Origin of the sequence: Paenibacillus sp. LC231 (assembly GCF_001860525.1) — a bacterium.
Taxonomy (GTDB): Bacteria; Bacillota; Bacilli; order Paenibacillales; family Paenibacillaceae; genus Paenibacillus_AQ.
This window is the reverse complement of the sequence record NZ_JFOM01000026.1, coordinates 354,731-378,055: the sequence shown is the minus strand read 5'-3', so window position 1 is coordinate 378,055 and position 23,325 is coordinate 354,731. Positions and strand designations below refer to the sequence as shown.

Below are 23,325 nucleotides of genomic sequence, written 5' to 3'. Positions count from 1 at the left end.
GCGATGATATGGATTTGAGTAAATTATTGAGAAAACCGCCAGCGGAGGATTACCAACAAGTTGACACGTTCTGGGTTCCAGAAGAAAGGGAAGACTATGAATATAGTGATGAAAATGAGGATGATACCTCCCTGCTAATTGGGCAACATATAATATTAGAGGCTGGACAAGTATCTTTGAACTACTACTGCACAGAATGTGAGGACTTACGCACTTTTAATTCTGATAAAGAGCAAGGGCTTCGAGGAATTATTGTAAATAAACAAGTAATTAGCATTGATTGCATTTTGCAATGCAATTGTGGTTCAGTTGTCCATACTTGGTATTTAGTCGAAGCCGAAGAGGATATTCGGTATCAGTCACCTAAAGTACGTATATTGCATTTTAGAGAAAAATTAACCGAACGTGTAAAATTACAATCTGAGAAATACGGTGAGTTTAGCGAATGGCTCGAAAAAGCAAACCGAGCACACAAAGATGGACTTGGTTCAGGTGCAGTTATATATTTGAGAAAAGTATTTGAAGCTCTAATATATAATATTGCTGATTCTGGTAATGCCCCAATACCCGTTTATGAAAATAATGGATGGAGGCGTTCTTTCAAAAAAGTATTAGAAGAAGTAGATAAGAAATACTTAATTATTCCGCAGGATTTTTTAGTTGATAGGTATGACCTTTACAGCAAACTAAGCAATATTATACATGGCGATGGAAGTGAGGAAGAAGCAATTAAATACTTTGGAATACTATATACGTTAGTTACTAGCATAATAAACAATGTGGAGCTAAAAAAGAATTTTAGGATTGCGGCTCAGAAATTCTATGATAGCGCCAACATAAGTTAGAGCTTGTAAGGCTATTATTCTAAGATAAATTAAAAATTTTGGGGAGTGTATATATGAGTCGTCTAGAGCAACAACTATGGGCAAGCGCCGATATTCTTAGAGGGAAAATGGATGCGAGCGAATATAAAAACTACTTGCTCGGTCTTGTTTTCTATAAGTATCTTTCCGATTTAGAATTGCGCGCTGTGTACGAAGAAGCAAACGGAAAGCCCGATGAATACCCATCTCGTGATATCCAATTTGCCGAGCTTACTGATTGGTATAATGATGATGCCGAAGAGCTAAAGAACACCATGCGCCGCAAACTCGGATATTTTATAGAGCCGCAATATCTGTTTTACATGCTCCGCAATAAAGCATCACAATATGAATTTCAAATTGATGACTTGCAGACTGCCTTTATCGAGCTTTCTCGTCAAGGCGAAAGTTTTATCAGTTTGTTCGATGATGTTGACTTAAACTCTACGAAGCTCGGATCACACGCACAGCAAAAAAGCACAACCATTATGGAAGTTATAAAAACTTTAGATGAGATAGATTTGTTTGGGCATGAAGGTGACGTTATTGGCGATGCTTATGAATACCTTATCGCCCAATTTGCCGCAGGCGCAGGCAAGAAAGCCGGAGAGTTCTATACCCCGCAAGCTGTTTCAAAAATCATTTCAGAGATTGTTAGTATCGGGCAAGAGGAACTAGCACCATTCCATATTTACGACCCCGCTATGGGTTCGGGTTCGCTGATGTTGAATATCCGTCAGTTTCTAAGCAATCCCGAAAAGGTGTATTTTCACGGACAGGAGCTAAACACCACCACTTACAACCTTGCTCGAATGAACTTGATTCTACACAACGTTGACCGTGAGCAAATGCGGCTCAATAATGGCGATACGTTAGATGCAGACTGGCCGACAGACGAGCCTTTCCTTTTTAACGCTGTTGTTATGAATCCTCCATACTCTGCGAATTGGAGTGCTTCCGATAAGTTTTTGAGTGACCCACGTTTTGAACGCTATGGAAAACTCGCACCAAAATCTAAGGCCGACTTTGCTTTCTTGTTACATGGCTATTACCACCTAAAAGACAGTGGTACGATGGGAATTGTACTGCCGCATGGTGTTCTGTTCCGTGGTGCTGCCGAGGGTGTCATTCGCAAGGTGCTTCTTGAAATGGGAGCAATAGAAGCTGTAATTGGCTTGCCCTCTAACATTTTCTATGGAACAAGCATACCAACGGTTGTGCTTATCTTGAAGAAAAACCGTGTAGGTCGTGATGTGCTTTTCATCGATGCTTCTAATGATTATGAAAAACAGAAGAATCAAAACAACTTACGACCGAAAGATATACAGAATATTGTGAATGCTTATAAAAAGCGTGAAAACATTATGAAGTACGCACATTTAGCAAACTTTGACGAGATCGTGGCGAATGACTACAACCTCAACATTCCTCGTTATGTAGATACCTTCAAGGAAGAAGAGCAAATTGACGTTGTAGCACTTGGACGTGAAATGTTGGACTTAAATTTGCAAATAAAACAAAAAGAAACGGATTTCTTAGCCTTGCTTGATAGACTTGCTGTGACTGACGAAACGAAAGAGCTAATCGAAGCTACAAAGCGGATTTTTGTGTGAGGTGGTGGCGATGATGACAGAAAACAATCAGAACTTAGTACCTGAAATCCGATTTAATGGCTTCACTAACGCTTGGGAGCAGCGAAAGCTGGGGGAAATACTTGCTGAGAAGATTTCAAACGGTATTATGAATCAACCAGGGAAAAATGAATTGAACATCAGGCACATAAATGTTGTCAATTTATATTCATCCAGTTATATTCACCTTGATGAGCTTCAATATATTAACGCAACAGAAAACGATTTGAAACGATGCAATGTAGAGGTAGGCGATATATTTCTTACAAGAAGCTCATTGAAAGTTGAGGGCATAGCCCAAGCAAATATACTACTTAATGAAGGCACTCTTGTGTTTGATGATCACATTATGAGAATAAAATTAGCCAATGGGTTTGAGCCGTTTTTTGTCAAAGAATCTCTCAATCATTCCCCAATAAAGCGAGAGTTTATGGCAAAATCAAAAACAGGAACAATGACTACAATTGGACAAGATGATATAGCATCGAGTGTAATTTCTTTTCCTATTAAAGCCGAGCAAACAGCTATTGGTAATTTCTTTCGTACCCTCGACGACACTATTACTCTGCATAAGCGTAAGCTAGATGTGCTCGTAACGCTGAAGTACGGATTTCTACAGCAGATGTTCCCGGCAGCCAATGAAGTCATGCCAAGAGTAAGATTCGCAGGATTTACAGGTAATTGGGAAGAGCGGCGGCTGGAAGAAATGCTTACTGAAAGAAATGAGCAATTTGAGGAATCGGAAGATTACCCATTGATGTCGTTCGTTGGGAATGTTGGTGTTGTACCCAAGGGGGAACAGTATGACAGAAGTTTTTTGGTAAAAGGTGATGGGAAAAAATATAAAAAAACCGAACTGAATGACTTTATATACAGTTCAAACAACTTAGAAACAGGGTCTATTGGTCTTAATAGAACAGGCAAGGCAGTAATATCGCCCGTATATAGCATTTTTTATTCAAGCAACGATTCAGAGAGTCTATTTGTTGGATTACTATCCAAACGGAAAGACTTCATTAATAAAATGATTCATTATCGACAAGGTGTAATGTACGGACAGTGGCGCATACACGAAAGGGATTTTTTAAAGATAATCGTTTTAACACCCACAATTTCTGAACAAAACAGAATCATTGACTTTTTCAAGAACTTCGACGAGCAAATCGCCGCCCAAACTGCTAAACTTGAGCAGCTACGACAGTTAAAGGCGGCGTATTTACAAAGGATGTTTATATGAGCGCGGATAAATGCCGTAGGATTTTATCGTTATCTTGATTCTCTAACTCTTGAATGATGTGCAAATATACTTCCTGCAGGAAAACACAGCAGCTTCAATAAGAGCAGTTAGAAATTGGTTCGCGCTATGACTCGTAAGCTGATCGATGATGATACGTTTCAGATGAGCAATACCGCTTTAAAGGATGAACAACATGCTATGAAGGCAAGAGCGGCCATCTAGGAGGCGATTCTGAGTTAGTGTGAAGCCAATGAACGTATCGTGCAAAAAATCAAGGAAGAAGTCAGGCGCTTTACAGAGTTGCAAATCGATGACGAGGAAGCCCTCCAAGAATTGCTGCAGCGTTTGATTGAACGTATCGACATTGAGTTGGATGGTGGAATTGTTATCTACAATAATTTTGGTAACCCGTTGTCTGCGGGGGTGTAATTCGCCCCTGTAATTACGTCAATATTAAGCACTCCATACATGTGGAGAGTGTGGCGGTGTTGGTGAGAAAGTAACTGTTGACAGTAATTTAAGTTCCTTAAAGCCTAAAAAGTTTTGCCACTAAGCCGAGTGAAATTCAGGTGTTCAACCCTGTTTCCCTTGGCTTTTTTTCTGTTTGAAAGGAGCGGAGATCCACACGCTTTCCTTCGATTTTTCTCTAATCAACTTTCTTCTTAGAGCAGACTTAAATAACCAGTCCCCGGTTCATTTCCGACGACTGGCTGTCTAGATATGAAGGTGATTTGATCCACATATCATATTAAATGATTAATACACAAAAACCGCAAGAAGGTCACTTTATTTAAAGTGGTCTTCTGTTGGTTACAATTCAAGTTCAGAGTGTAAGGACTTTTTCAAATTATATATTAGTAATCAGAATTGACCAAAAATCTTTAAAAGCATGCTACTGCAAAAGCAGCGCCACAAACAATATCACAAGTTACACCTGCCACTGGATTTACAAGTCCCCAAACCGTACAGTATACTCCACATGCAACTAAGCCTGTCATACTACATGCGAACTTTTGTCCGAACAGAGACCAATCTTTTTCAAAAGGAACTATAATTCCTTCTTCAGCAGTAGCCTTTGGGTGATTATCAATAAGCTGTAGTGAGCCGCTCCATCATTGAGCCAATGCTATTCCTGTAATTTGTTGCCACTGTCTACTCGTTACATGTGGAGTGCCGCGCACTGTTAGTGCGTTAGATGTAGAACGCAATTAATGTCATCTCAAAGCCTATAAAGTCGTGTTAAAGCCTAAAGTTGTGTTACAAGCCGGGCGAAATTCAGGTAGCCACTCCTGTTTTTCCTCGGTTTTTTTATTGAATCCTTCCCCCTTCATTTTTTCATAGTCTTTCTTCTGTTTAGCACGACTTTAATTGCGTTTTGGGTCCCGATTTTCACATACTCCTACATTAAAAAAAATTGTGGAATTAATTTAAAAAATGTAAATAAAGTAAGATAATATCACATTTAAAACCTGTGGCATGTCCCATGGGAGCGCTACAGATAAAGAAACAAGGAGGTTTGAAAATGACTAATAAAAGGTTTCCTTTTAAGCCCTTATCACTTTTGGTAGTTTTAGCAGTATTTCTATCCACATTTTGCGTAGCCTTACCGTCAGTGAGCGCAGCCGCTAGAGGAGCATGGGCTCCAAATACGGCAAATGCAGTAAATGACACAGTAACCTATAGTGGAAGCACTTATACCTGTCTTCAGGCACATACTTCTCTCGTAGGTTGGGAACCGTCCAATGTTCCTGCTTTATGGCAGAAAGGCGGTAGCGGCGGAACTACGCCACCAACCACACCACCGACAACGAACGGAGTAACATTCTATGCAGATATAAACTATGGAGGAAAAGCAGTGACACTCGGGATAGGCAATTATACACTATCTCAGTTGAACGCAAACGGAATTCCGAATGACTGGATGTCGTCTCTTAAGGTTCCAAGCGGTTGGACGGTTGAAGTATATGAGAATGATAATTTTGGAGGAACCAAGTGGACCTTTACTTCAGATTCTTCCTGGGTTGGCAACACGATCAATGACAAAATGTCATCGGTCAAGATTTATACGGGTTCACCACCTCCTACAGTAACTAAGCCTGCCGAGGTTCCAAGCCATATATGGACATATGCCATGAATGCGGACAATGCCTATGGGAAAGGCGGAGATTTTGCTTTATTGTTAAGTGCCGTTATCAAAAAGGAAAGCAGCTTTGGAGCCGGTTTACCAGGTAGTCCATCGGCCGGCGATGGATTGATGCAGGTAGAACCAAACACACGCAACGCGTATTTATCTCAATTCAGCTCAAAATTTGGCCGTGCGTATAATCATAGTAGCGAACAAGATCAGGTATATCTGGGCGCGTTAATTTTAAATGAGAAGATTACGAAGTTTGGAAATATCTACAACGGATTATTACACTACAACGGTGGAGATAACTGGTATCCGGGAGCTACGGATTCTTATGGCCGTCCGATTCTGGCAGATCAATATGCAGATGCAGTTTACGCTACTTATAAGGGCTATGGCGGTAAGAATTAAGGTGTTACATTGATATGTAAATTGAAAAATAGCGAGACGCGAAAGGATTTTCTTGTTGAGTGGAAGCGGCTTATTTAATTTGAAAGGGCATGAGTTAGCAAGCAGATTATTGCTTGCATAACCCATGCCCTTTTTCCTTTATCAGGTTTTTTTCGAATAAAGATCGAGGAAAGATCGAGGGAAAACCTTCTATCAATAGTAAGTATTCGTCCCATGTGGAGTGCCTAATATAGTTAGTTCGCAAAGGAATAGATGAGATGCGGCAGGTAGTATTTTTTTCTCAAAGCTGAGCCCATTTAGTGCCGGAGCATCAATCTAGTAATCAAGAGAACCTCCCATAACTTCAGGGGCGTTCTCTTTTTAATGTAGATACTTGTCAAAAAACGATTTTCTGAACTTGATATGTCGGTTGCCGTAAGAATTATACAGGAGCATCCTCCATGTATATCAAAAAAATTCAGCCCTTATATGTTTTTCATATTTTTATTGTAGATAGCCACATGCTAACATATACAAATGCAGATTGAGGGAGGGTGTTATTCAGTTTCCATTCATAGTTTTTATTCATTCGATATAGGTGGTCCTAAATGTTAAAAAAGTCAGCGTTTCCATTACTGCTGCTCAACATGTTTCTCGCTAATCTAAGTATGGGTCTTGTCATTCCGATCATACCGGAACTTCTTGAGCAGTTTACGGCAAGCGGACAGGCCGCGGGCTATTTGGTCTCCTGCTTCGGCCTGACCCAGTTTCTGTTCTCACCCCTTGCAGGTAATTTGTCAGATCGATACGGCCGTAAACCCATGATTATCATAGGTTTGATCTTGTTCGCCATCTCCAACCTGCTCGCAGCGTTCGCGGGCGATCTAACTTTATTATTCGTATCGCGGTTGATTGGCGGAATAGGCTCAGCGGCCTTAATCCCGTCCATTATTGCGTATATTGCCGACATTACGGCAGATGAGCAGCGCAGCAAGGCCATGTCATGGTTAGGTGCGTCGATGACGTCCGGGTTTATTATTGGTCCGGGTGTCGGTGGCTTGCTTGCCGAATGGGGCATTAAGATGCCCTTCTATGTATCCGCATGTGTAGGGCTGCTGGCAATGGTTTGCAGTCTATGGGGATTGCCTGAATCGCTGTCGGCGGATATTCGCCAGATGCGTAGTCAAGTGAAGGAGAAGAGCGAGAATGTATTCCGGCAAATCGTGCTTTCGGTTCGGTCTCGTTATTTTGTCCTGTTGCTCATCGTGTTCGCCATGACCTTTGGTTTAACGCATTTTGAAGCGATTTTCCCGCTTTTTGTCGTACAAGTCTACGGATTCACGACGCGTCAAATCGCTATACTGCTTACCGTATGTTCGCTCATCGGCACGTTGAATCAATTGTTGTTCACTGACCGGATCACACGACGATTCGGAGAAAAACGGATCATCGTTGCCATGTTGTTGTTATCGGCAGTATCCCTTGTATTCTTATTATTCTCAGGCCATTTCTACTATGTCATGGTAGTTACGATGTTGTTCTTTACGTTCAATAATATATTGCGCCCCACGATCAATACGCTGCTGTCTAGAGTGGCCGGGGATGAACAGGGATTTGTTGCAGGGATGAATAACGCTTATACGAGTCTCGGTACGATATTTGGACCGATGCTGGCAGGTATTTTGTTTGAAGTCCATTTTGACTTGCCCTATCTGTTTGGTGGATTCGTACTGCTAGTGAGCAGCATTTTCACGGGAAGTCGATTGAGAAATATAGTATCTTTTCAACGCGGCTGATGTGACTAACCCTCGACAAAGATCATCATGATCTGACTAGTGAAAATGCCAACTTCATTGGACTGGCCAAACATGAAGCAAAAATCGGAAGAGTAGTTGAAGTAATCCCAAAAGATCCCGGATCGCCATGATCCGAGGGTCTTTAAGTTCAATCATACATAGATTGGCCAAATTGAATATTCGTATGGGTGTGTTCGAATTTTTTTGAAAAAGAAGGTGTGAACGCTTATTTTCCTATTGCCAAAAACAGGTTTGGGAATGGGCTAACGGATGTTTAGGATTAGGCGGTGCAGCGGCTACGCTGCTTATACAAAACTGAGCTGTTGTAAGACACCGGCTATCGGTGCAGCATTTGGGTGCTTCTCAAGATGCCTCCAACACCACACCGTTTAAATGTCTCTGAGTCCATCTAGTGCATCGATGTCGCCATAGAGAACAGCAATGGACCGCCGAGTTTGCTCGCTATTGAGATTTAAAGCCCCGATTATCATAAGGGCTCTATCCATCACTTGACGTGAAGATGCATTTTCATTCAGTGACTCAATACTCGCAGCTCTGCTAATGTTCAAGACTTCTTCAGCTGTCAATTCTCTACCCAGCGCCTTTTCCAAGTCCTCAAAGGTGATATACATGTAGGACCCTCCTTAGTATGGTGATTCCTCATACTCACTCCGAGCTTCTCGCTATACCCGAGTTGTTTTGCACCCAAGATGACATAGCCTAAGCAAGCATTGTTGCTCCATTGTCCCTGTCCCCACATATCCCGATCGACAAGAGAGCGGAGATAGTCTGAGCGATTACCGCTAGCCTTTAAGTCCAGGTGCTCCCACATTCTTTCCGGTAGCGTGAGGGAGACCTTTTTAGTAATTCCAATGGGTGGCCGGCCCATCGTTTTGAGCGGCAGGGTAAGTTTGCCTATGGCCAGATCATATCGGCAATCGACACATAAGATCACCTTTTCATCTTTGGCCACAAAATCAGTACAATCATTGCTACTTCCACAGTTCTCGCATATCATCATCACACAATCACTCCTCACTTTAGGTTACCTAAAGTCAAGTGTTATTTTGGTTACCAAAAGTCAAAGGTAAAAGTTATTTTGAATCAGGAGAGGACTAATCTTGTTCGTCATCTTCTCCATACAAAAAAACCAGCTAATACTTGTCAAGCATTATAACTTGGTTAAATAATAGAAAACTGATATACTTTTCTAAACAGCACAAATAACCTTCATTGGCGTGAAGGTTATGGAAAAATATGGTTTTAGGCTTTGTAGGGTTCGCTTTTACTTAGGATGGCATAAATGTGATGAAGAAGCTTGTTGGCGCAGGCGATCACGACCACCTTGTAGGGCTTGCCCTCTTTTCTTTTCTTTTCTTGTCGTAGTAATCGCTTATCCTGCGGTTTACAGATCTGCGAATTCCGCACTGTACAGCAAGATACAATGCTCGGCGTAGTCTTTTTGAGCCTCGTTTCGTGATCCGGTTGCTTGTAGCCGTGAACTTTCCTGAGCTGTAGATCCCCGGATCTAATCCTGCGTAGGCCACAAGTTGCTTCGCATCCTTAAATTGGCTTGCATCGCCAAGCTCTGCCACGATGGCTGCCGCCAGCTTGTTCCCTACACCCGGGATACTTTTGACCAATTCTACTTCAGGCAACTCCTCAGCCAGTTCTTCCATCTGCTTCTCCAAATGATTTAACTGTTTATCGAATTCCAACAGCAGTGAGACCATGCTAGTCAACGCTATGCTCTGGGATTGACTCCTCTCTTGTGTTTTCCAGCCCAACATGAGTTCCTTCAACCGTTTCGTTTTCTCAGTAATCCATCCTTCGGAATGGGATTTACCTACACATTCACCGATGAGATCCCCCACATCTTCGATCTTGTTCTCCAAACATCGCTCTAGCACTTTTAATGATGTGGTCGCATACAGATTATGAAATAATCCGATGAACTCCGGAAACACCTGTTCAAGCAAAGCTCTGCTGTTTAACTTGGCCTGTACGTACATCGCGGTTACGAACTCATGTTGCCTCGTTAGGTGTTGAGGCTCGGTGTAGGTTTCTTCCCACTCACGATGCGCTTTAACGTCCCCTCGGTAATACATCTCAGCCAAATGCTTTGCATCTGCTGCATCTGTTTTCACCTTGCGAAGTTGTGTGCTTTTCGAACGCTTCGCTTGCAGGGGGTTGACGATGTAATGAGTCCATCCACTGCGTTTAAGATACCCTGTCAGACTTCGATGATAATGTCCGGTTGCCTCAAGGACAACAACGGGTTCGACACCGCTTTTATGTTTGAGCATTCCTAACAGTTCCCCTAGCTGTTCAAAACCTTCCTCCCCATGCTGAAGCTTCTCCATCCTCCCGTAGGGTTCTTCGCGACCGATAAAGGCCTGGATAACGCTAACCCCTTTTGCCACGTCTATTCCTACTACTGGCTGCATAATAAACCTCCTTGATTCAATTTACCGACATTCCCACATGGCCTCCAACCCTATAGCTTCGCTTGTGATGCGAGGTCTAAAGCCTCTACCAGCTCAAACATAGTCGTTGGACGGTAGTGAGAGAACCGTTTTTTTGACGGAATCTGCGTCCCTAGGCCACCCTCGTTCTCCCGGCTACCACCATCGTATAATGCCTGCCAAAATAGGCCAACCAGAAATCTCTGGTTGACCTAATAATACGAAAGAACTACTCTGGTTGGCAGTTCTTTTGGATTACCCTTTTCATTGTATATAGAATGGCGCATTTGGGATGTTGATTTGACTGGTAAGTAAAGCCCCGTAGGAGCTATGGAGGAGGAGAGACCAGGGCGGTCGCATAAACTGCACTAAATTATATATTATTGACCCTAACATGAGGTGGAGAGATCATTTCTCAATTCCCTAAAATTACAATAATATTTTTTTTGAAATTTTTTTATAAAATCCATAACTTTACACTAGGACAAAGTATTATATATTATAACCAGATACACTTTATCAATAAAATGTATTAATTTTATGATTATTGTTGTATTTGGGATTATATGTACGTAAATAAACTTAAGAGAAAGGAAAGTGAAAAATGAAGATGAAGTTGAAGTTACCAGTAATTCTATCCTTAGTAATGGCAATGGTAGGAAGTACCAGCTCAGCTGCTTTTGCAGACTCTGAAAATAAACCTATTGCCGAGTCTAATGTAGCAAGAGCATTTGTCGTTGAGGACGGGATAAAAAAAGAGCTTAGTATAGAGGAATATGACCTTTTAGTCCAAGAAAATGATAAGAAACTACAACTTTTAGAGACTCAGAAAAGTATTATGAAAAATAGTATTAATAGCGGGGATTTAAAGAGCAGTTCTGAACAAGATTTGATTTCACCATTTGCTATTATGAATCTAAGTAAATACACTGAGGCGGGATTCATACCTACTGTATATCGGAATGATTTAGCTCGCAGAGTTTCCGTTCCGGTTTATAATGATTCGACGCAAACTGTTACTAGAACTATCAGCTTCTCAGCCTCACAGTCCTATACAAGCAACGTTTCATTATCCTCTACCTATGCAAGGGATGCTTTTTCTGCTGGAGTAACAGTTGGATCATCCTGGAGCAAGACTTTCTCTAGCAGTGATTCAGTTTCTCAACCAATACCTCCAAAAAAATACTCGTGGATGCACTATACTCCAAACATGAGCAATTCTTATGGTACAATGCATGAAGAAGTATGGAACTTCGATGGACATTCCAATGTAAAATTAGTTGATAAAACTTACTTTTTAGATGTTTACATTGCGAAAAACGGTAACGCAGGATTACCTGATGGACTCTATGTAGTAAAGGAAACTGATTACCTTCCGAATTAAAACAGATTTCTATACTTTGTCTATGACAAGGGGGTGATTTTACGAATAAACGAGCAGCTGGTATTGCCCTTCTTGTCATCTCTGCCACACTTTTTATTTCGAGAAATACAACACACCTTATAGTTGCGGCAATTATGGGACGTAAAGATGACGTTATAGGTGAGGGCATGTTTGAGTATGCATTGTCAGTCACTAAATCCTTTTCTAATATCCCAGAAATAATTGCTCTTTCTTTAGGAATTATTTATCTAATATGGGCGGAAATCGATAAAAAAAATTGAAAACCTCTCTTTGATTTTTTAAAATAAAGAATACTTAAAAGGCACCCATTTGGGTGCTTTTTATTTTACATAATTCACTCAAATCACCGACGTTGAAGAATTCGTCGCACACTAAACATCAAAGGAGAGATTCCATATCACAATGAGTCTAGAAGACTCTTATATTCGTTCGTCGTCTTCTCTATATAGAAGATGACGAGATGTGATGTAATGGAATAAGGGAACCCGGGCATGTAAAACTTCTATAAATGAAGGATTAACACATGTCGGAAATGTTTGATGGTTATCTTCAGAATCTTGATCGTAAAGGATTGGCCACTTCCACGATTAACAGTCATGATATCTTATTGAATATTTTAGCTTTGGTAGACCAGACGAGTTGCAAAAAGCGAATGTTTAAACATGCCCGAGAAGATGAAGTTAAAGCATCCCATTGTGCAGTGTTTTTATGAACTACGGATCAGTACGCTTGGAAAATTACTGAATTTTAAGAAAATGAATGCCCCGGTTAGGGACATTCATTTATCAGGTTTTTTAGGCACCAAGGAACATGTTCATGTCATCTTCCACATTGGTAATGCCGCCGATACCGAAGTTTTCCACGAGGACTTTGGCAACGTTAGGCGACAGGAATGCAGGGAGCGTAGGGCCCAGATGAATATTTTTAACGCCAAGATATAGCAGGGCAAGGAGCACGATAACCGCTTTTTGCTCATACCAGGCAATGTTATAGGAAATCGGCAAATCATTAATATCCTCAAGGCCGAATACTTCCTTCAGCTTCAATGCAATAACGACGAGGGAGTAAGAATCATTGCATTGACCAGCGTCCAGGACCCGCGGAATACCACCGATTTCGCCTAGATCCAGTTTGTTGTATTTGTATTTGGCACAGCCTGCCGTTAGAATGACCGTGTCTTTTGGAAGTTCAGCCGCAAAATCGGTGTAATAGCTGCGGGATTTCATCCGTCCATCGCAGCCGGCCATGACGAAGAAGCGGCGGATCGCCCCGGATTTCACGGCATCGACGACTTGATCGGCCACGTTCATCACAGCGGCATGAGCGAAACCGCCGATGATCTCACCAGTCTCAAGTTCGGTTGGAGCTGGGCATCCTTTCGCTTGCTCGATCAGTGCGGAGAAGTCTTTGGGAGCACCGTCTGTTCCTTCTGGAATATGGCGGACACCCGGAAACCCCGTGTTGCCTGTTGTATAAATACGGTCCTTATAACTGTCTTTCGGCGGAACGATACAGTTGGTCGTCATTAATATCGGTCCGTTAAAGGCTGCGAATTCGCTATTCTGCTTCCACCACGCATTCCCGTAATTGCCTACAAAATGCTCATATTTCTTGAAGGCCGGATAATAGTGGGCAGGCAGCATTTCACTGTGCGTGTACACGTCCACGCCGGTTCCTTCCGTCTGCTTCAGCAGCTCCTCCAAATCCTTCAGATCATGGCCGCTGATGAGAATGCCGGGCCGGTTTCTTACCCCGATATTGACCTTTGTGATTTCCGGATTTCCGTAAACCGAGGTGTTCGCTTCATCCAGCATCGCCATGGCGTTTACGCCGTATTTACCGGTTTCCATCGTCAAAGCGACCAGATCCTGCACTTCCAGGCTGTCGTCAAGCGTGGCGGCAAGTGCACGGCGTATAAAACGGTTTAATTCGTTATCATCCTTCTCCAGATGAAGCGCGTGGTACGTATAAGCAGCCATCCCCTTCAAGCCGTACGTAATCAATTCGCGCAGCGAGCGGATGTCTTCATTGCGGGTCGAGAGGACACCCACCGTACGTGCTTTTTCATCAAAAGCAGCTTCGTTATCCGCCTGCCAGACGGCAGCATCAGGGAGATTGGCGGTTCCTTCCGGATATTGTTCGTTATAATAGGTGCGCACCTCGCCGCGGAGCTCGATCGCTTCCCGGATTCTTCCCACAAAAACCTCGCGGTCAAAGTTGGCGTTCGTAATCGTTGCAAACAAGGAGTCCATCATAAACAGTGATACGCACTGTTCAAGCTCCTCCGGCAGCCGGACATCCAGACTGAGAAAAGAGATACCTTTTAGCAGATAAATCAGCAAATCCTGCAGGTTTGCCACATCATGCGGTTTGCCGCATACTCCGACAATGGTGCAGCCTGTTCCTTTGGATGCTTCCTGACATTGAAAGCAGAACATGGACGGCTGATGCTCTAAGGTCTCTTGGGCGTTGTTATTCATTATTTTCTCCTCCAATTTCGTGATTTTTTGCCTTAAGGTCAGTATAAAATTGCCTCGCAATGGGACTGTTGAAGACAGTATACTTCGCTCCCACAACCGACATAGTGATTGGAATCACAATTTTTTGAGTTGTGAGTATAATCACAAACCCGGTTCGTTTCTTCTTTTAAACTGGAATTAATGACCTAAGAAGAAATGAGGAGAGAACATGTCGATTTTGCCTCAAAAGAATGAACTGGGATTTTTCGAGATTCGTCTCGAATCCATCGGCGGGCTTGGCGCCAATCTGGCCGGAAAAATGCTGGCCGAAGCCGGGGTGACCGGCTCCGGACTTAACGGTTCGAATTTTTCCAGCTATGGTTCGGAGAAAAAAGGGTCGCCGGTGAAGAGCTTCGTAAGGTTCTGCGATTCCGAGGTGGAAATTCGAGATCACAGTCCCATTGAGCAGCCGCATGTCGTCGGCGTATTTCATGAAGCATTGTATAAGACGATCGATGTCATAAGCGGAGTACAGCCTGATGGAACGGTGCTTGTGAATACGGCGCGAGCCCTGTCCGAAGTGGCCGTTGATCTGAACATGACGCAGGGAACGCTGGCTGTCGTTGATGCGCTGAAGATTTCCGTTGAGGAAAAAACGAAAGTGAATACGGCCATGCTGGGGGCATTGTTCCGGATTTGCAGCTTCCTGAACCCGGACGATATGCGGCAGGTGATCCGTACAACATTTGAGAAAAAGCTGCCCCACCTCGTGGAAGCGAATGTGCGGACTTTTGACAGAGGATATAACGAAGTTCAGTTCCTTTCCTTGGGAAACGGCTCAGATCTTATAGACAAAATTGCCTTCGCAAGACCGCAGCCGATGCTTGGATATGAAACGCAGGAGCTTGGCGGGATTCTGAACGTTACGGCAAACAGTGTCCTGAAGGATCTTAGCGGCTCCCGGCAGGGATATTTGCCAGAGTACAAGATCGAGGACTGCATTCACTGTGCCGCCTGCGATACGGTATGTCCGGATTTCTGCATCGTGTGGGAGAAGAAGCCGGATAAGCGCGGGAATATGCAGATGTTTATGAAAGGTATCGATTATCAGTATTGCAAAGGCTGCTTGAAGTGTATCGAAGCTTGTCCGACCACCGCTTTAGCTGCCATGTTAGAAGAGCCGTACTATGCGGAGCAGCACCGTGTGCCGCAATCATTTCCCTATTTAACCGCGGAGGGAGTCAGATCATGAATATGCACATTCAAGAAACAACGGAGAACAAGCTGGCGGCCGCTCAAACGGCAGTCTTCGAATCGGGCAACGAAATGGCTGCCATGGCGGCTGCCCAGATTAACTATCACATGATGGGTTATTTTCCGATTACACCATCTACGGAAATTGCCCAATATCTTGATATGATGCGTACACGCGGTGAACACGACATCAAGCTGATTCCAGCTGACGGCGAACATGGATCGGCGGGGATTTGCTACGGTGCGGCCGCAGCCGGAGCACGGGTATTCAATGCTACCAGCGCGAATGGTTTACTGTATATGATCGAACAGCTTCCTGTGCAGGCGGGCACACGTTTCCCGATGGTCATGAATCTGGTGACGCGTGCGGTCAGCGGACCGCTGGATATTCGCGGTGACCATTCGGATCTTTACTACGGTCTGAATACTGGCTGGGTGATTTTGACCGCCCGTTCACCGCAGGCCGTGTATGACATGAATATCATGGCGCTGCGAATCGCCGAACATGAAGACGTGCGCCTGCCGGTCATTGTAGCTTATGACGGATTTTTTACATCGCACCAGAAACGCCGGGTACACATATTTACGAACCGGGAAATCGTTCAGGCGTTTGTAGGGGAAAAGGCACCTGAATATCCACATGTACTGGACGAGAACAACCCGATCGTTGTTGGGGCTTATATGAACGGCGACGATTTGATGAACAACCACTACCAACAGTCAAACGCCATGTACCGTGCGGGCGAGGTATTCAAGGAAGTGGCAGAGGAATACGCAGCTTTATCCGGAAGATCCTATTCGCCGCTTGATCTGTATCACATGGAAGACGCAGAGGTGGCTTTATTCCTGCTCAATTCGGCGGCTGAATCCTCCAAAGACGTCGTGGATCGGCTGCGGGCGAAAGGAATTAAAGCGGGCATAATCAGCCCGAATATTCTCCGGCCGTTCCCGGCAAGAGAAATTCGCGAGGCGTTAACAGGTGTCAAAGCACTGCTGGTTGGCGAACGTGCCGATTCTTACGGTGCGCACGGGGCCAATCTGACCCATGAGGTCAAAGCGGCCCTGCAGGAAATCCGTGGTCCGCAGCCTATTGTGCTGTCCCGCATATTTGGTCTTGGCGGGAAAGACTATTATGCGGATGACGCGGAAGCTTTTTTTGCCTTGACGATCGAGGCCATGGAGCTCGGTTATGCCAAAGTGCCGTTTGATTATTACGGCCAAACACCGGGAGCTGAGGAGCTAAGACTGCAGCCGGTCATTGCCCCGATGAATGGAGACCACTTTAAATCTGGCCTGATCACCGTAAAGGTGGATGAAGAGACGAGTAAATTATCCGTTAAAGTGCCGCCGATGCGGGCGCTTGCCGCGAAACCGAAACGGTTTGCTTCCGGTCACGGAGCTTGCCCAGGTTGCGGTATTTTTCCGGCGCTGGAGCTCTTTTTCAAAGGGATTGAAGGCCATGTCGTTACTTTATTCCATACCGGCTGCGCTTATATCACAACAACGGGTTATCCGTATAACTCGCATAAGCAGAGCTTCATTCATAATCTGTTCCAGAACGGACCGGCTACTTTATCCGGCACGGTAGAGGCGTTCCTTGAGAAGAAACGCCGCGGGGAAATCGAATTTCCTGAGGATTTCACTTTTGTGATGGTGACCGGCGACGGCGGCATGGACATCGGGATGGGCTCGGCCCTCGGGACGGCGCTGCGGGGCCATAAACTGATTATTCTGGAATATGATAATGAAGGCTATATGAACACCGGTGCGCAGCTTTCGTACTCTACGCCATTAGGGCATATGACCAGTACGTCCGGTGTCGGCAAACAGCAGCAGGGCAAAGCGTTCCATCACAAGGATACGGTGCAAATGATGGCTGCGGCACATATTCCGTATGTATTCACGGGGACGGAAGCATTCCCGCAGGATCTTGTGAAAAAGGCGGCAAAAGCGCAGTGGTACGCTCAGAATGTAGGTACTGTCTACGGCAAGCTGTTGATCACATGCCCGCTGAACTGGAAATCGAGCGACAAGGATGGGGAGAACATCGTCCGCGCGGCCGTGAATTCAAACTTCTTCCCATTGTATGAAGTCGAGCAGGGAGAAACGAATATTACGTACGATCCTGAAGCGAAGAAAAAACAGGTACCGCTCAGCGACTGGCTGAAATACATGGGCAAATCAAGACATCTGCTCAAGGAAGAAAACAAAGACATGCTTGGCGAATTTGAAAAAGAAGTGGAGCGGCGCTGGTCGATCCTGAAAGCGAAACACGAGAACCCACTGTTATAAAATATTCAATTCAGCATACTAAGATTTAGCCCTAGCAGCTAAATATACCGCATCCCGAATCTGGAACTGATATAACCGTCTTAAAGAGTACCTGCTCAGCCTTTGAGCAGGTACTCTTTGTGGTTGCGATCGATTAGATTTTTTCTTTTCTATAAAGAGGAGAAGCAGATATTCCATTCAATATGTGGGACATGTTATGGGTTGTTTTTTGGCAGAGGTTTATTCATACTGATTAAGATGTGCAGATGGATACCGCGCCCCTCAGGGTTCGAAAACATAGGAGGAACCATGTCCTGGAGCAAATTGAAGCAACAGCTGGAGAGTTTTCTCAGTCCTGCATTAGTCGGAAGAGTTGAATATCGCGCAACCGGTTATCGTTATTTACCTGATAAAGCAGGGCTTTGTTATATTTCGGTAGATAAAAAGAACGTACTCCATATGAGTGATAAAACCAGCTCAATAAGATGGTATCAGACGGAGCTGGAAATTAAGAATGATCCCCATATCCAAATTCCGATCAGCGATGATGAATTGGAAGCCGTCAGAAAGGAAACCAAAGGGACTGTTCCAGAGGATCGTCTCAACGTCATTGCAAGAAATAGAAAAGTATCCGTACTCGCAAAGGAGCTTTTGTCAGCACAGGCTGCATTAAGTAAATCCAATTTTGTCGCTACAGCGAATAAGTTCTTATCTACTTCTATAGAAGAAAGCATGGAGAGCGATGATATCTTATTGAATATTCTAGCTTTGGTAGACAGACGAGTTGGCAAAAAGCGGATTGTAAACATGGCAGACAGGATGAAGTTAAAGCATCCGATTGTGCAATACTTTTATGAACTGCGGCGCCGTGCGTGATGAGCATAAATCATTTTCATTGAAAGAATCATATGCACTTGTGGAAGAGAGGGAATATCATGTCTGAACAAACAAAGTCGGAAAGAGTTCATCAGGTATTCGAAAAGATATCGGATCAATACGACTCCATGAACTCGGTCATCACTTTTAGGAGACATATCGCATGGCGCCAAGATGTTATGAAACGGATGAATGTGAAAGAAGGAAGTAAAGCTCTTGATGTGTGCACGGGAACCGGGGATTGGGCGATTGCTTTAGCAAATGCTGTTGGAACGCATGGAGAAGTCATTGGATTGGATTTTAGCCAAAACATGCTCAAAATAGCACAAGATAAGCAGGAGCAACAAGCTTTAAAGCAGCTTACCCTTATCCAGGGAAATGCCATGGAGCTTCCTTTTGAAGATGATTCATTTGATTATGTAACCATTGGTTTTGGTTTAAGAAATGTACCCGATTATTCAACCGTGCTGCGGGAGATGTATCGAGTAACGAAGCCAGGCGGACAAGTCGTTTGTCTAGAAACATCCCAACCCACATTAATCGGTTATCGACAAGCTTCCCTCTTTTATGTTCGCCATATCATGCCCTTGCTTGGAAAGTTTATTGCTAAAAGTTATGATGAATACTCATGGTTGCAAGAATCGGCCCGTCATTTCCCCAATAAAAATGTGCTGAAACAAATGTTTTTGGAAGCGGGATTTTCCATGGTAGATGTAAAAAGCTATAGCGGCGGTGTCGCGGCCATGCATAAGGCGATAAAATAAGGGTCTGCGATTAACATATACTGCCGTTTGATATACGCTGCTTAAATATGCTATAAGTGAAGAAAAAGCAAGGAAATGAACAGATTGTATTTCCTATTTCGGGATCAAGATTTGTCCTGGTATGTATTATAGAGGAGTATTGGATATGAAAGATAATTTTTGGCGTGATTTACCACGGCCTTTCTTTATACTGGCGCCCATGGAAGATGTGACGGATGTTGTGTTTCGCCATGTCGTAAGTGAAGCAGCCAGACCGGATGTGTTTTTTACGGAGTTTGCGAATACCGAGAGCTATTGTCACCCGGATGGGAACCACAGTGTGCGCGGACGTTTGACTTTTACGGAGGATGAACAGCCGATGGTAGCCCATATCTGGGGAGATAAGCCGGAATTCTTTCGTCAGATGAGTATCGGCATGGCGAAAGAAGGGTTTAAAGGCATCGATATTAATATGGGTTGTCCTGTAGCGAATGTAGCGGAGAATGGGAAGGGAAGCGGACTGATCTGCCGTCCCGACATTGCAGCGGACATTATCCAGGCGGCCAAAGCCGGGGGATTGCCCGTCAGTGTAAAAACAAGGCTCGGTTTCACTGCCGTAGACGAATGGCGCGACTGGCTAACCCATATTTTGAAGCAAGACATTGTGAACCTGTCCATTCATCTGCGGACAAGAGAGGAAATGAGCAAGGTCGACGCGCATTGGGAACTGATTCCGGAGATTAAGAAGCTTCGTGATGAGGTGGCACCCGACACACTGCTGACCATTAACGGGGATATTCCTGACCGTCAGACCGGCCTCAAGCTCGCTGAACAATATGGTGTGGACGGCATTATGATTGGGCGTGGGATTTTTCATAATCCATTTGCTTTTGAGAAGGAGCCGAGGGAACATAGCAGTGAGGAATTGCTTGGTCTGCTGCGGCTGCATCTGGATCTTCATGATCAATATTCGGCGCAGATGCGGCGCTCCTTCAGCGCACTTGTCCGCTTCTTCAAAATCTATGTTCGTGGATTCCGAGGGGCAAGTGAACTCAGAAATCACTTAATGAACGCAAAGTCAACAAGTGAAGTTCGTGCGCTGCTCGATGAGTTTGGAAGCAAGCATTCTGATGAGGTAGATGAACGAGGAAATTAAATGGACAGGCTTGAGAAACAACAGCGCTCCATGAGAACAAATAACTTTTTGGAAAACATGGCCGACTTGGCTGTGTTTTTTCTTTTGGAAAAATCTCAGCGGACATTCTTGCTATAGCTTTTAGCTATAACTAGTTATGAGATTTTGGTATGCCTTATAACTCCTCTCGTCGTGATATGATATCGCTATACAACGAGGGGGTTATGTACATGACTGATAAGTTTCAGATCGTAGGAAGTTTGTTGCGGCCCGAAGAGCTGCTGAAATATAAAACGCAAATTGAACATCGTGATGATATCCAGTATCCGTTCTATGAGAATTTCGAAGGGTATGCCGAGTGCGAGACAGAGGCGATCAAACAGGTCGTGAAAAAGGAAATCGAGCATAACCTGTCGGTTGTTACGGACGGCGAATTCTCCAAATCGATGTGGCATCTGGATTTTGTATGGGGCTTTGGCGGAGCCCAGCGTTATATCGCGGATCATGGCTACTTTTTCCGGGATGTGGACGGAACCTCGAAATATGAAACACGCAAAGATATTGGCCTGCGAATTACTGGCAAACTGAGCGGAAAGAATCATCACTTCATTAAGCTGTTTAAACAGCTGCAAGAAACGGCTGGCGATCAGCAAACGAAACTTTGCGTACCATCGCCTTCCCATATCTACGGTGAACTTTCCTGGTCGGATAACATTGGCGGCACGGATGCGGTTTATCAGAACAAACAGGAGCTCAAAGCCGGTCTTGTGAGCGCGTATAAGGAATTTGTAGAGGAATTCGCTGCGGCAGGCGGCAAAATCCTGCAATTCGATGATTGCTTGTGGGAGCTGTTTGCAGACGATAACCCGAACTCTCCGTTTACAGGGGAGCATATTAATCAAGCGGAAGTACAGGGTCTCGCCACCGAATTTATTGAGATTAACAATACGGTGATTGACTTCGGTCACAGCCTCGGCTTGAAAATGTGGACACACAACTGCCGGGGGAACTACGATTCCCGCAACATGGGCGGTGGATCTTATGCAAAAATCGCCAACCTGTTCCTGAAGCAGTTGAAATATGATCGCTTCTTTCTGGAGTGGGATGATGATCGTGCGGGTTCGATTGAAGCTCTGGAGGTTTTCAAGGACAGACCGGAAACGGAGATTGTTCTGGGCTTGTTGTCATCCAAAACCAATACGCTGGATGATGAAGCACGCGTCATCCGTCTGCTTGACGAAGCATCCAAAATCATTGATAAGGATCGTCTGCTGCTCTCGCATCAATGCGGCTTTGCGTCCTGCGATGGCGGTAACGAGCTAAGCGAAGCCGAGCAGTGGGCAAAAATCGATCAAGGTCAACAGATTGCCAAGCAATACTGGAATAACTAAATTCGGATAAACATCTTGAGCTAATAGGGATGACTCAAAGGGCCGCTTATGGACCCCGCGAGGCATCTCTTTTTGTATGCAGCGTGTGCCCCGTTCAAAAGCAGAACCCCGAATTAGGACGTGACATTTGATGTAGTTCGAGATATTTGATAGGTATGCCTAGCTTTTTCTATACTTCAAGCAAGCTGCTAAAGACCATTCCATAGGCTAAGTCGGCCTGAAATGTTGAATTGAACAGGAGAAGCCTTCGCTTACGAAGAAGTTATATACTTCCAGCTGTCTTTGCTGAAGGTTGCGGGGTATGAATATTAAACCGCATTAATCATTTTCCGAGAGGTGAGCAAGGGCGATGCTATATTTAAATAACTTCAAACTCTCTTCTACCATTTCCAGCAACCCGAATATATATCCCGATCATGTGTTCAGGCACATGGCAGGGGAAGTGCTGCTGTTTGATCGAATCACGGTATTATACGGCAGTAATGGCTCCGGCAAATCCACCTTGCTGAATCTGATCGCCAACAAATTGGGAATGGCGGGCGCTGAGCGAATGGCCACTTATGGACGCAGCATCTACGTTCAGCGATTTATCGAGGAAAGCAGCTATCAATTCGGGCAGGATGAACAGGAGCGTCCCCTATATAAGCTTCCTGCTGAGAGTCGATACATCAAGTCAGAGGATCTGTTGTATGAAATCAAGAAAATACAGCAGGAAAGCGCGCTTCGCGAAGGGCTTCTGCATGAGCAGCTCATTCAGGGAAAGAGCAAGACCGAGGTAGAAGAGCTGGAGCAGTCGTATGAATTCAAGAAGAAGATGGATATCATTCAATTCTCTCAGGAGAAGTATTCAAACGGGGAAAGCTCGATGCAGTTTTTTGAGGAATATTTGCTTCCCGGGCAACTGTATTTATTGGATGAACCGGAAACGTCGCTTTCTCCGGCGAATCAAATCAAGCTGGCCGAGCAAATGAACGATTTGGCGCGTTATTTTGACAGTCAATTTATTATTGCTACGCACTCTCCCTTTGTCCTGGGTACGCTTCATGCGAAGATCTACAATCTCGATGCGAAGATTTTGCAAACGGCCGAATGGTTTGAGCTGGACAATGTACAATTCTTTTATCGATTTTTTCATAAACATCAAAGATTGTTTGAATGAATAGGGTTGAGTTTCCAGAAGAGGTATCCTTCGAATAAGGATATCTCTTTTTGTTATGGGTATTTTATCCACCTTGGCACATTGCCTGCTTGAATGTTGAACGTATAAGGATTGAAAGACAA

General features: G+C 44.2%; 18 protein-coding genes and 1 pseudogene. 15 read left to right on the top strand and 4 right to left on the bottom strand.

Annotated elements, in window-relative coordinates; genetic code table 11:
* Positions 1 to 8: 8 nt before the first annotated feature.
* The 4 genes from AK95_RS18865 to AK95_RS34195 all read left to right on the top strand — a co-directional run bounded on the left by AK95_RS18865 (position 9) and on the right by AK95_RS34195 (position 4,160).
* Positions 9 to 845: a hypothetical protein gene (locus tag AK95_RS18865; protein ID WP_071221434.1), complete on the top strand. Its 837-nt coding sequence runs from the start codon at positions 9 to 11 to the stop codon at positions 843 to 845.
* A 53-nt stretch (positions 846 to 898) separates the two neighbouring features.
* Positions 899 to 2,476 (top strand): type I restriction-modification system subunit M, encoded by a 1,578-nt coding sequence (locus tag AK95_RS18860; RefSeq protein ID WP_071221433.1) that lies wholly within the window; start codon positions 899 to 901, stop codon positions 2,474 to 2,476.
* Between the two features lie 10 nt (positions 2,477 to 2,486).
* Positions 2,487 to 3,731 (top strand): restriction endonuclease subunit S, encoded by a 1,245-nt coding sequence (locus AK95_RS18855; RefSeq protein WP_201259401.1) that lies wholly within the window; start codon positions 2,487 to 2,489, stop codon positions 3,729 to 3,731.
* Between the two features lie 261 nt (positions 3,732 to 3,992).
* Positions 3,993 to 4,160 (top strand): hypothetical protein, encoded by a 168-nt coding sequence (locus AK95_RS34195; RefSeq protein WP_162487603.1) that lies wholly within the window; start codon positions 3,993 to 3,995, stop codon positions 4,158 to 4,160.
* Positions 4,161 to 4,612: 452 nt separating this feature from the next.
* Here AK95_RS34195 and AK95_RS33520 read toward each other — a convergent pair whose 3' ends face one another.
* Complete coding sequence (locus AK95_RS33520; protein ID WP_268801970.1) at positions 4,613 to 4,756, bottom strand: putative immunity/bacteriocin fusion bifunctional protein; 144 nt, start codon at positions 4,754 to 4,756, stop codon at positions 4,613 to 4,615.
* Positions 4,757 to 5,253: 497 nt separating this feature from the next.
* On the opposite strand from AK95_RS33520, the gene AK95_RS18850 reads away from it, so the two are divergent.
* Both AK95_RS18850 and AK95_RS18845 read left to right on the top strand, forming a co-directional pair.
* Positions 5,254 to 6,270: a carbohydrate-binding protein gene (locus AK95_RS18850; RefSeq protein WP_071221431.1), complete on the top strand. Its 1,017-nt coding sequence runs from the start codon at positions 5,254 to 5,256 to the stop codon at positions 6,268 to 6,270.
* 587 nt (positions 6,271 to 6,857) lie between these two features.
* On the top strand, positions 6,858 to 8,045 hold the full coding sequence (locus AK95_RS18845; protein WP_071221430.1) for an MFS transporter: 1,188 nt from the start codon (positions 6,858 to 6,860) through the stop codon (positions 8,043 to 8,045).
* 389 nt (positions 8,046 to 8,434) lie between these two features.
* Here AK95_RS18845 and AK95_RS18840 read toward each other — a convergent pair whose 3' ends face one another.
* Together AK95_RS18840 and AK95_RS18830 are read right to left on the bottom strand one after the other, a co-directional pair.
* Entirely contained in the window at positions 8,435 to 8,677 is a 243-nt protein-coding gene (locus AK95_RS18840) for a hypothetical protein (protein WP_071221429.1), read from the bottom strand.
* A gap of 702 nt (positions 8,678 to 9,379) precedes the next feature.
* Entirely contained in the window at positions 9,380 to 10,492 is a 1,113-nt protein-coding gene (locus tag AK95_RS18830) for an IS110 family RNA-guided transposase (RefSeq protein WP_235613151.1), read from the bottom strand.
* 622 nt (positions 10,493 to 11,114) lie between these two features.
* On the opposite strand from AK95_RS18830, the gene AK95_RS18825 reads away from it, so the two are divergent.
* Together AK95_RS18825 and AK95_RS35355 are read left to right on the top strand one after the other, a co-directional pair.
* Positions 11,115 to 11,894 carry a hypothetical protein gene (locus tag AK95_RS18825; protein ID WP_071221427.1) on the top strand — a complete coding sequence of 260 codons (780 nt, stop codon included), beginning with the start codon at positions 11,115 to 11,117 and terminating at the stop codon, positions 11,892 to 11,894.
* 604 nt (positions 11,895 to 12,498) lie between these two features.
* Positions 12,499 to 12,646, top strand: a pseudogene (locus AK95_RS35355) (SF0329 family protein); the annotation flags it as partial.
* A gap of 63 nt (positions 12,647 to 12,709) precedes the next feature.
* Here the strand turns inward: AK95_RS35355 and hcp are convergent.
* On the bottom strand, positions 12,710 to 14,395 hold the full coding sequence (gene hcp, locus AK95_RS18815) for a hydroxylamine reductase (protein ID WP_071221425.1): 1,686 nt from the start codon (positions 14,393 to 14,395) through the stop codon (positions 12,710 to 12,712).
* Between the two features lie 208 nt (positions 14,396 to 14,603).
* Between hcp and AK95_RS18810 the strand changes: the two genes are divergently transcribed.
* The 7 genes from AK95_RS18810 (at position 14,604) to AK95_RS18780 (ending at position 23,203) form a co-directional block, all read left to right on the top strand.
* Positions 14,604 to 15,626, top strand: a complete 1,023-nt coding sequence (locus tag AK95_RS18810) for a 2-oxoacid:acceptor oxidoreductase family protein (protein ID WP_071221424.1) — start codon at positions 14,604 to 14,606, stop codon at positions 15,624 to 15,626.
* Positions 15,623 to 17,920 carry a thiamine pyrophosphate-dependent enzyme gene (locus AK95_RS18805; RefSeq protein ID WP_071221423.1) on the top strand — a complete coding sequence of 766 codons (2,298 nt, stop codon included), beginning with the start codon at positions 15,623 to 15,625 and terminating at the stop codon, positions 17,918 to 17,920. The genes AK95_RS18810 and AK95_RS18805 overlap by 4 nt, the downstream gene beginning before the upstream one ends.
* 288 nt (positions 17,921 to 18,208) lie before the next feature.
* Positions 18,209 to 18,775 (top strand): SF0329 family protein, encoded by a 567-nt coding sequence (locus AK95_RS18800; RefSeq protein ID WP_071221422.1) that lies wholly within the window; start codon positions 18,209 to 18,211, stop codon positions 18,773 to 18,775.
* 59 nt (positions 18,776 to 18,834) lie between these two features.
* Complete coding sequence (locus AK95_RS18795) at positions 18,835 to 19,539, top strand: demethylmenaquinone methyltransferase (protein ID WP_071221421.1); 705 nt, start codon at positions 18,835 to 18,837, stop codon at positions 19,537 to 19,539.
* Between the two features lie 145 nt (positions 19,540 to 19,684).
* Positions 19,685 to 20,674: a tRNA dihydrouridine synthase gene (locus AK95_RS18790; RefSeq protein ID WP_071221420.1), complete on the top strand. Its 990-nt coding sequence runs from the start codon at positions 19,685 to 19,687 to the stop codon at positions 20,672 to 20,674.
* Between the two features lie 209 nt (positions 20,675 to 20,883).
* A complete protein-coding gene (locus AK95_RS18785; protein ID WP_071221419.1) occupies positions 20,884 to 22,044 on the top strand; it encodes a cobalamin-independent methionine synthase II family protein in 1,161 nt (386 codons plus the stop codon).
* A 349-nt stretch (positions 22,045 to 22,393) separates the two neighbouring features.
* Complete coding sequence (locus AK95_RS18780; RefSeq protein WP_071221418.1) at positions 22,394 to 23,203, top strand: AAA family ATPase; 810 nt, start codon at positions 22,394 to 22,396, stop codon at positions 23,201 to 23,203.
* Positions 23,204 to 23,325 lie beyond the last annotated feature (122 nt).

Bases quoted from the DNA above. Each gene is read 5' to 3' on its own strand.
- AK95_RS18785 (WP_071221419.1), top strand. From the start codon at position 20,884: ATGACTGATAAGTTTCAGATCGTAGGAAGTTTGTTGCGGCCCGAAGAG.
- AK95_RS18800 (WP_071221422.1), top strand. From the start codon at position 18,209: ATGTCCTGGAGCAAATTGAAGCAACAGCTGGAGAGTTTTCTCAGTCCT.
- AK95_RS18810 (WP_071221424.1), top strand. From the start codon at position 14,604: ATGTCGATTTTGCCTCAAAAGAATGAACTGGGATTTTTCGAGATTCGT.
- AK95_RS18790 (WP_071221420.1), top strand. From the start codon at position 19,685: ATGAAAGATAATTTTTGGCGTGATTTACCACGGCCTTTCTTTATACTG.
- hcp (WP_071221425.1), bottom strand. From the start codon at position 14,395: ATGAATAACAACGCCCAAGAGACCTTAGAGCATCAGCCGTCCATGTTC.
- AK95_RS18840 (WP_071221429.1), bottom strand. From the start codon at position 8,677: ATGTATATCACCTTTGAGGACTTGGAAAAGGCGCTGGGTAGAGAATTG.
- AK95_RS18855 (WP_201259401.1), top strand. From the start codon at position 2,487: ATGATGACAGAAAACAATCAGAACTTAGTACCTGAAATCCGATTTAAT.
- AK95_RS18825 (WP_071221427.1), top strand. From the start codon at position 11,115: ATGAAGATGAAGTTGAAGTTACCAGTAATTCTATCCTTAGTAATGGCA.
- AK95_RS18795 (WP_071221421.1), top strand. From the start codon at position 18,835: ATGTCTGAACAAACAAAGTCGGAAAGAGTTCATCAGGTATTCGAAAAG.
- AK95_RS18780 (WP_071221418.1), top strand. From the start codon at position 22,394: ATGCTATATTTAAATAACTTCAAACTCTCTTCTACCATTTCCAGCAAC.
- AK95_RS18805 (WP_071221423.1), top strand. From the start codon at position 15,623: ATGAATATGCACATTCAAGAAACAACGGAGAACAAGCTGGCGGCCGCT.
- AK95_RS18865 (WP_071221434.1), top strand. From the start codon at position 9: ATGGATTTGAGTAAATTATTGAGAAAACCGCCAGCGGAGGATTACCAA.
- AK95_RS18830 (WP_235613151.1), bottom strand. From the start codon at position 10,492: ATGCAGCCAGTAGTAGGAATAGACGTGGCAAAAGGGGTTAGCGTTATC.
- AK95_RS18860 (WP_071221433.1), top strand. From the start codon at position 899: ATGAGTCGTCTAGAGCAACAACTATGGGCAAGCGCCGATATTCTTAGA.
- AK95_RS18845 (WP_071221430.1), top strand. From the start codon at position 6,858: ATGTTAAAAAAGTCAGCGTTTCCATTACTGCTGCTCAACATGTTTCTC.
- AK95_RS18850 (WP_071221431.1), top strand. From the start codon at position 5,254: ATGACTAATAAAAGGTTTCCTTTTAAGCCCTTATCACTTTTGGTAGTT.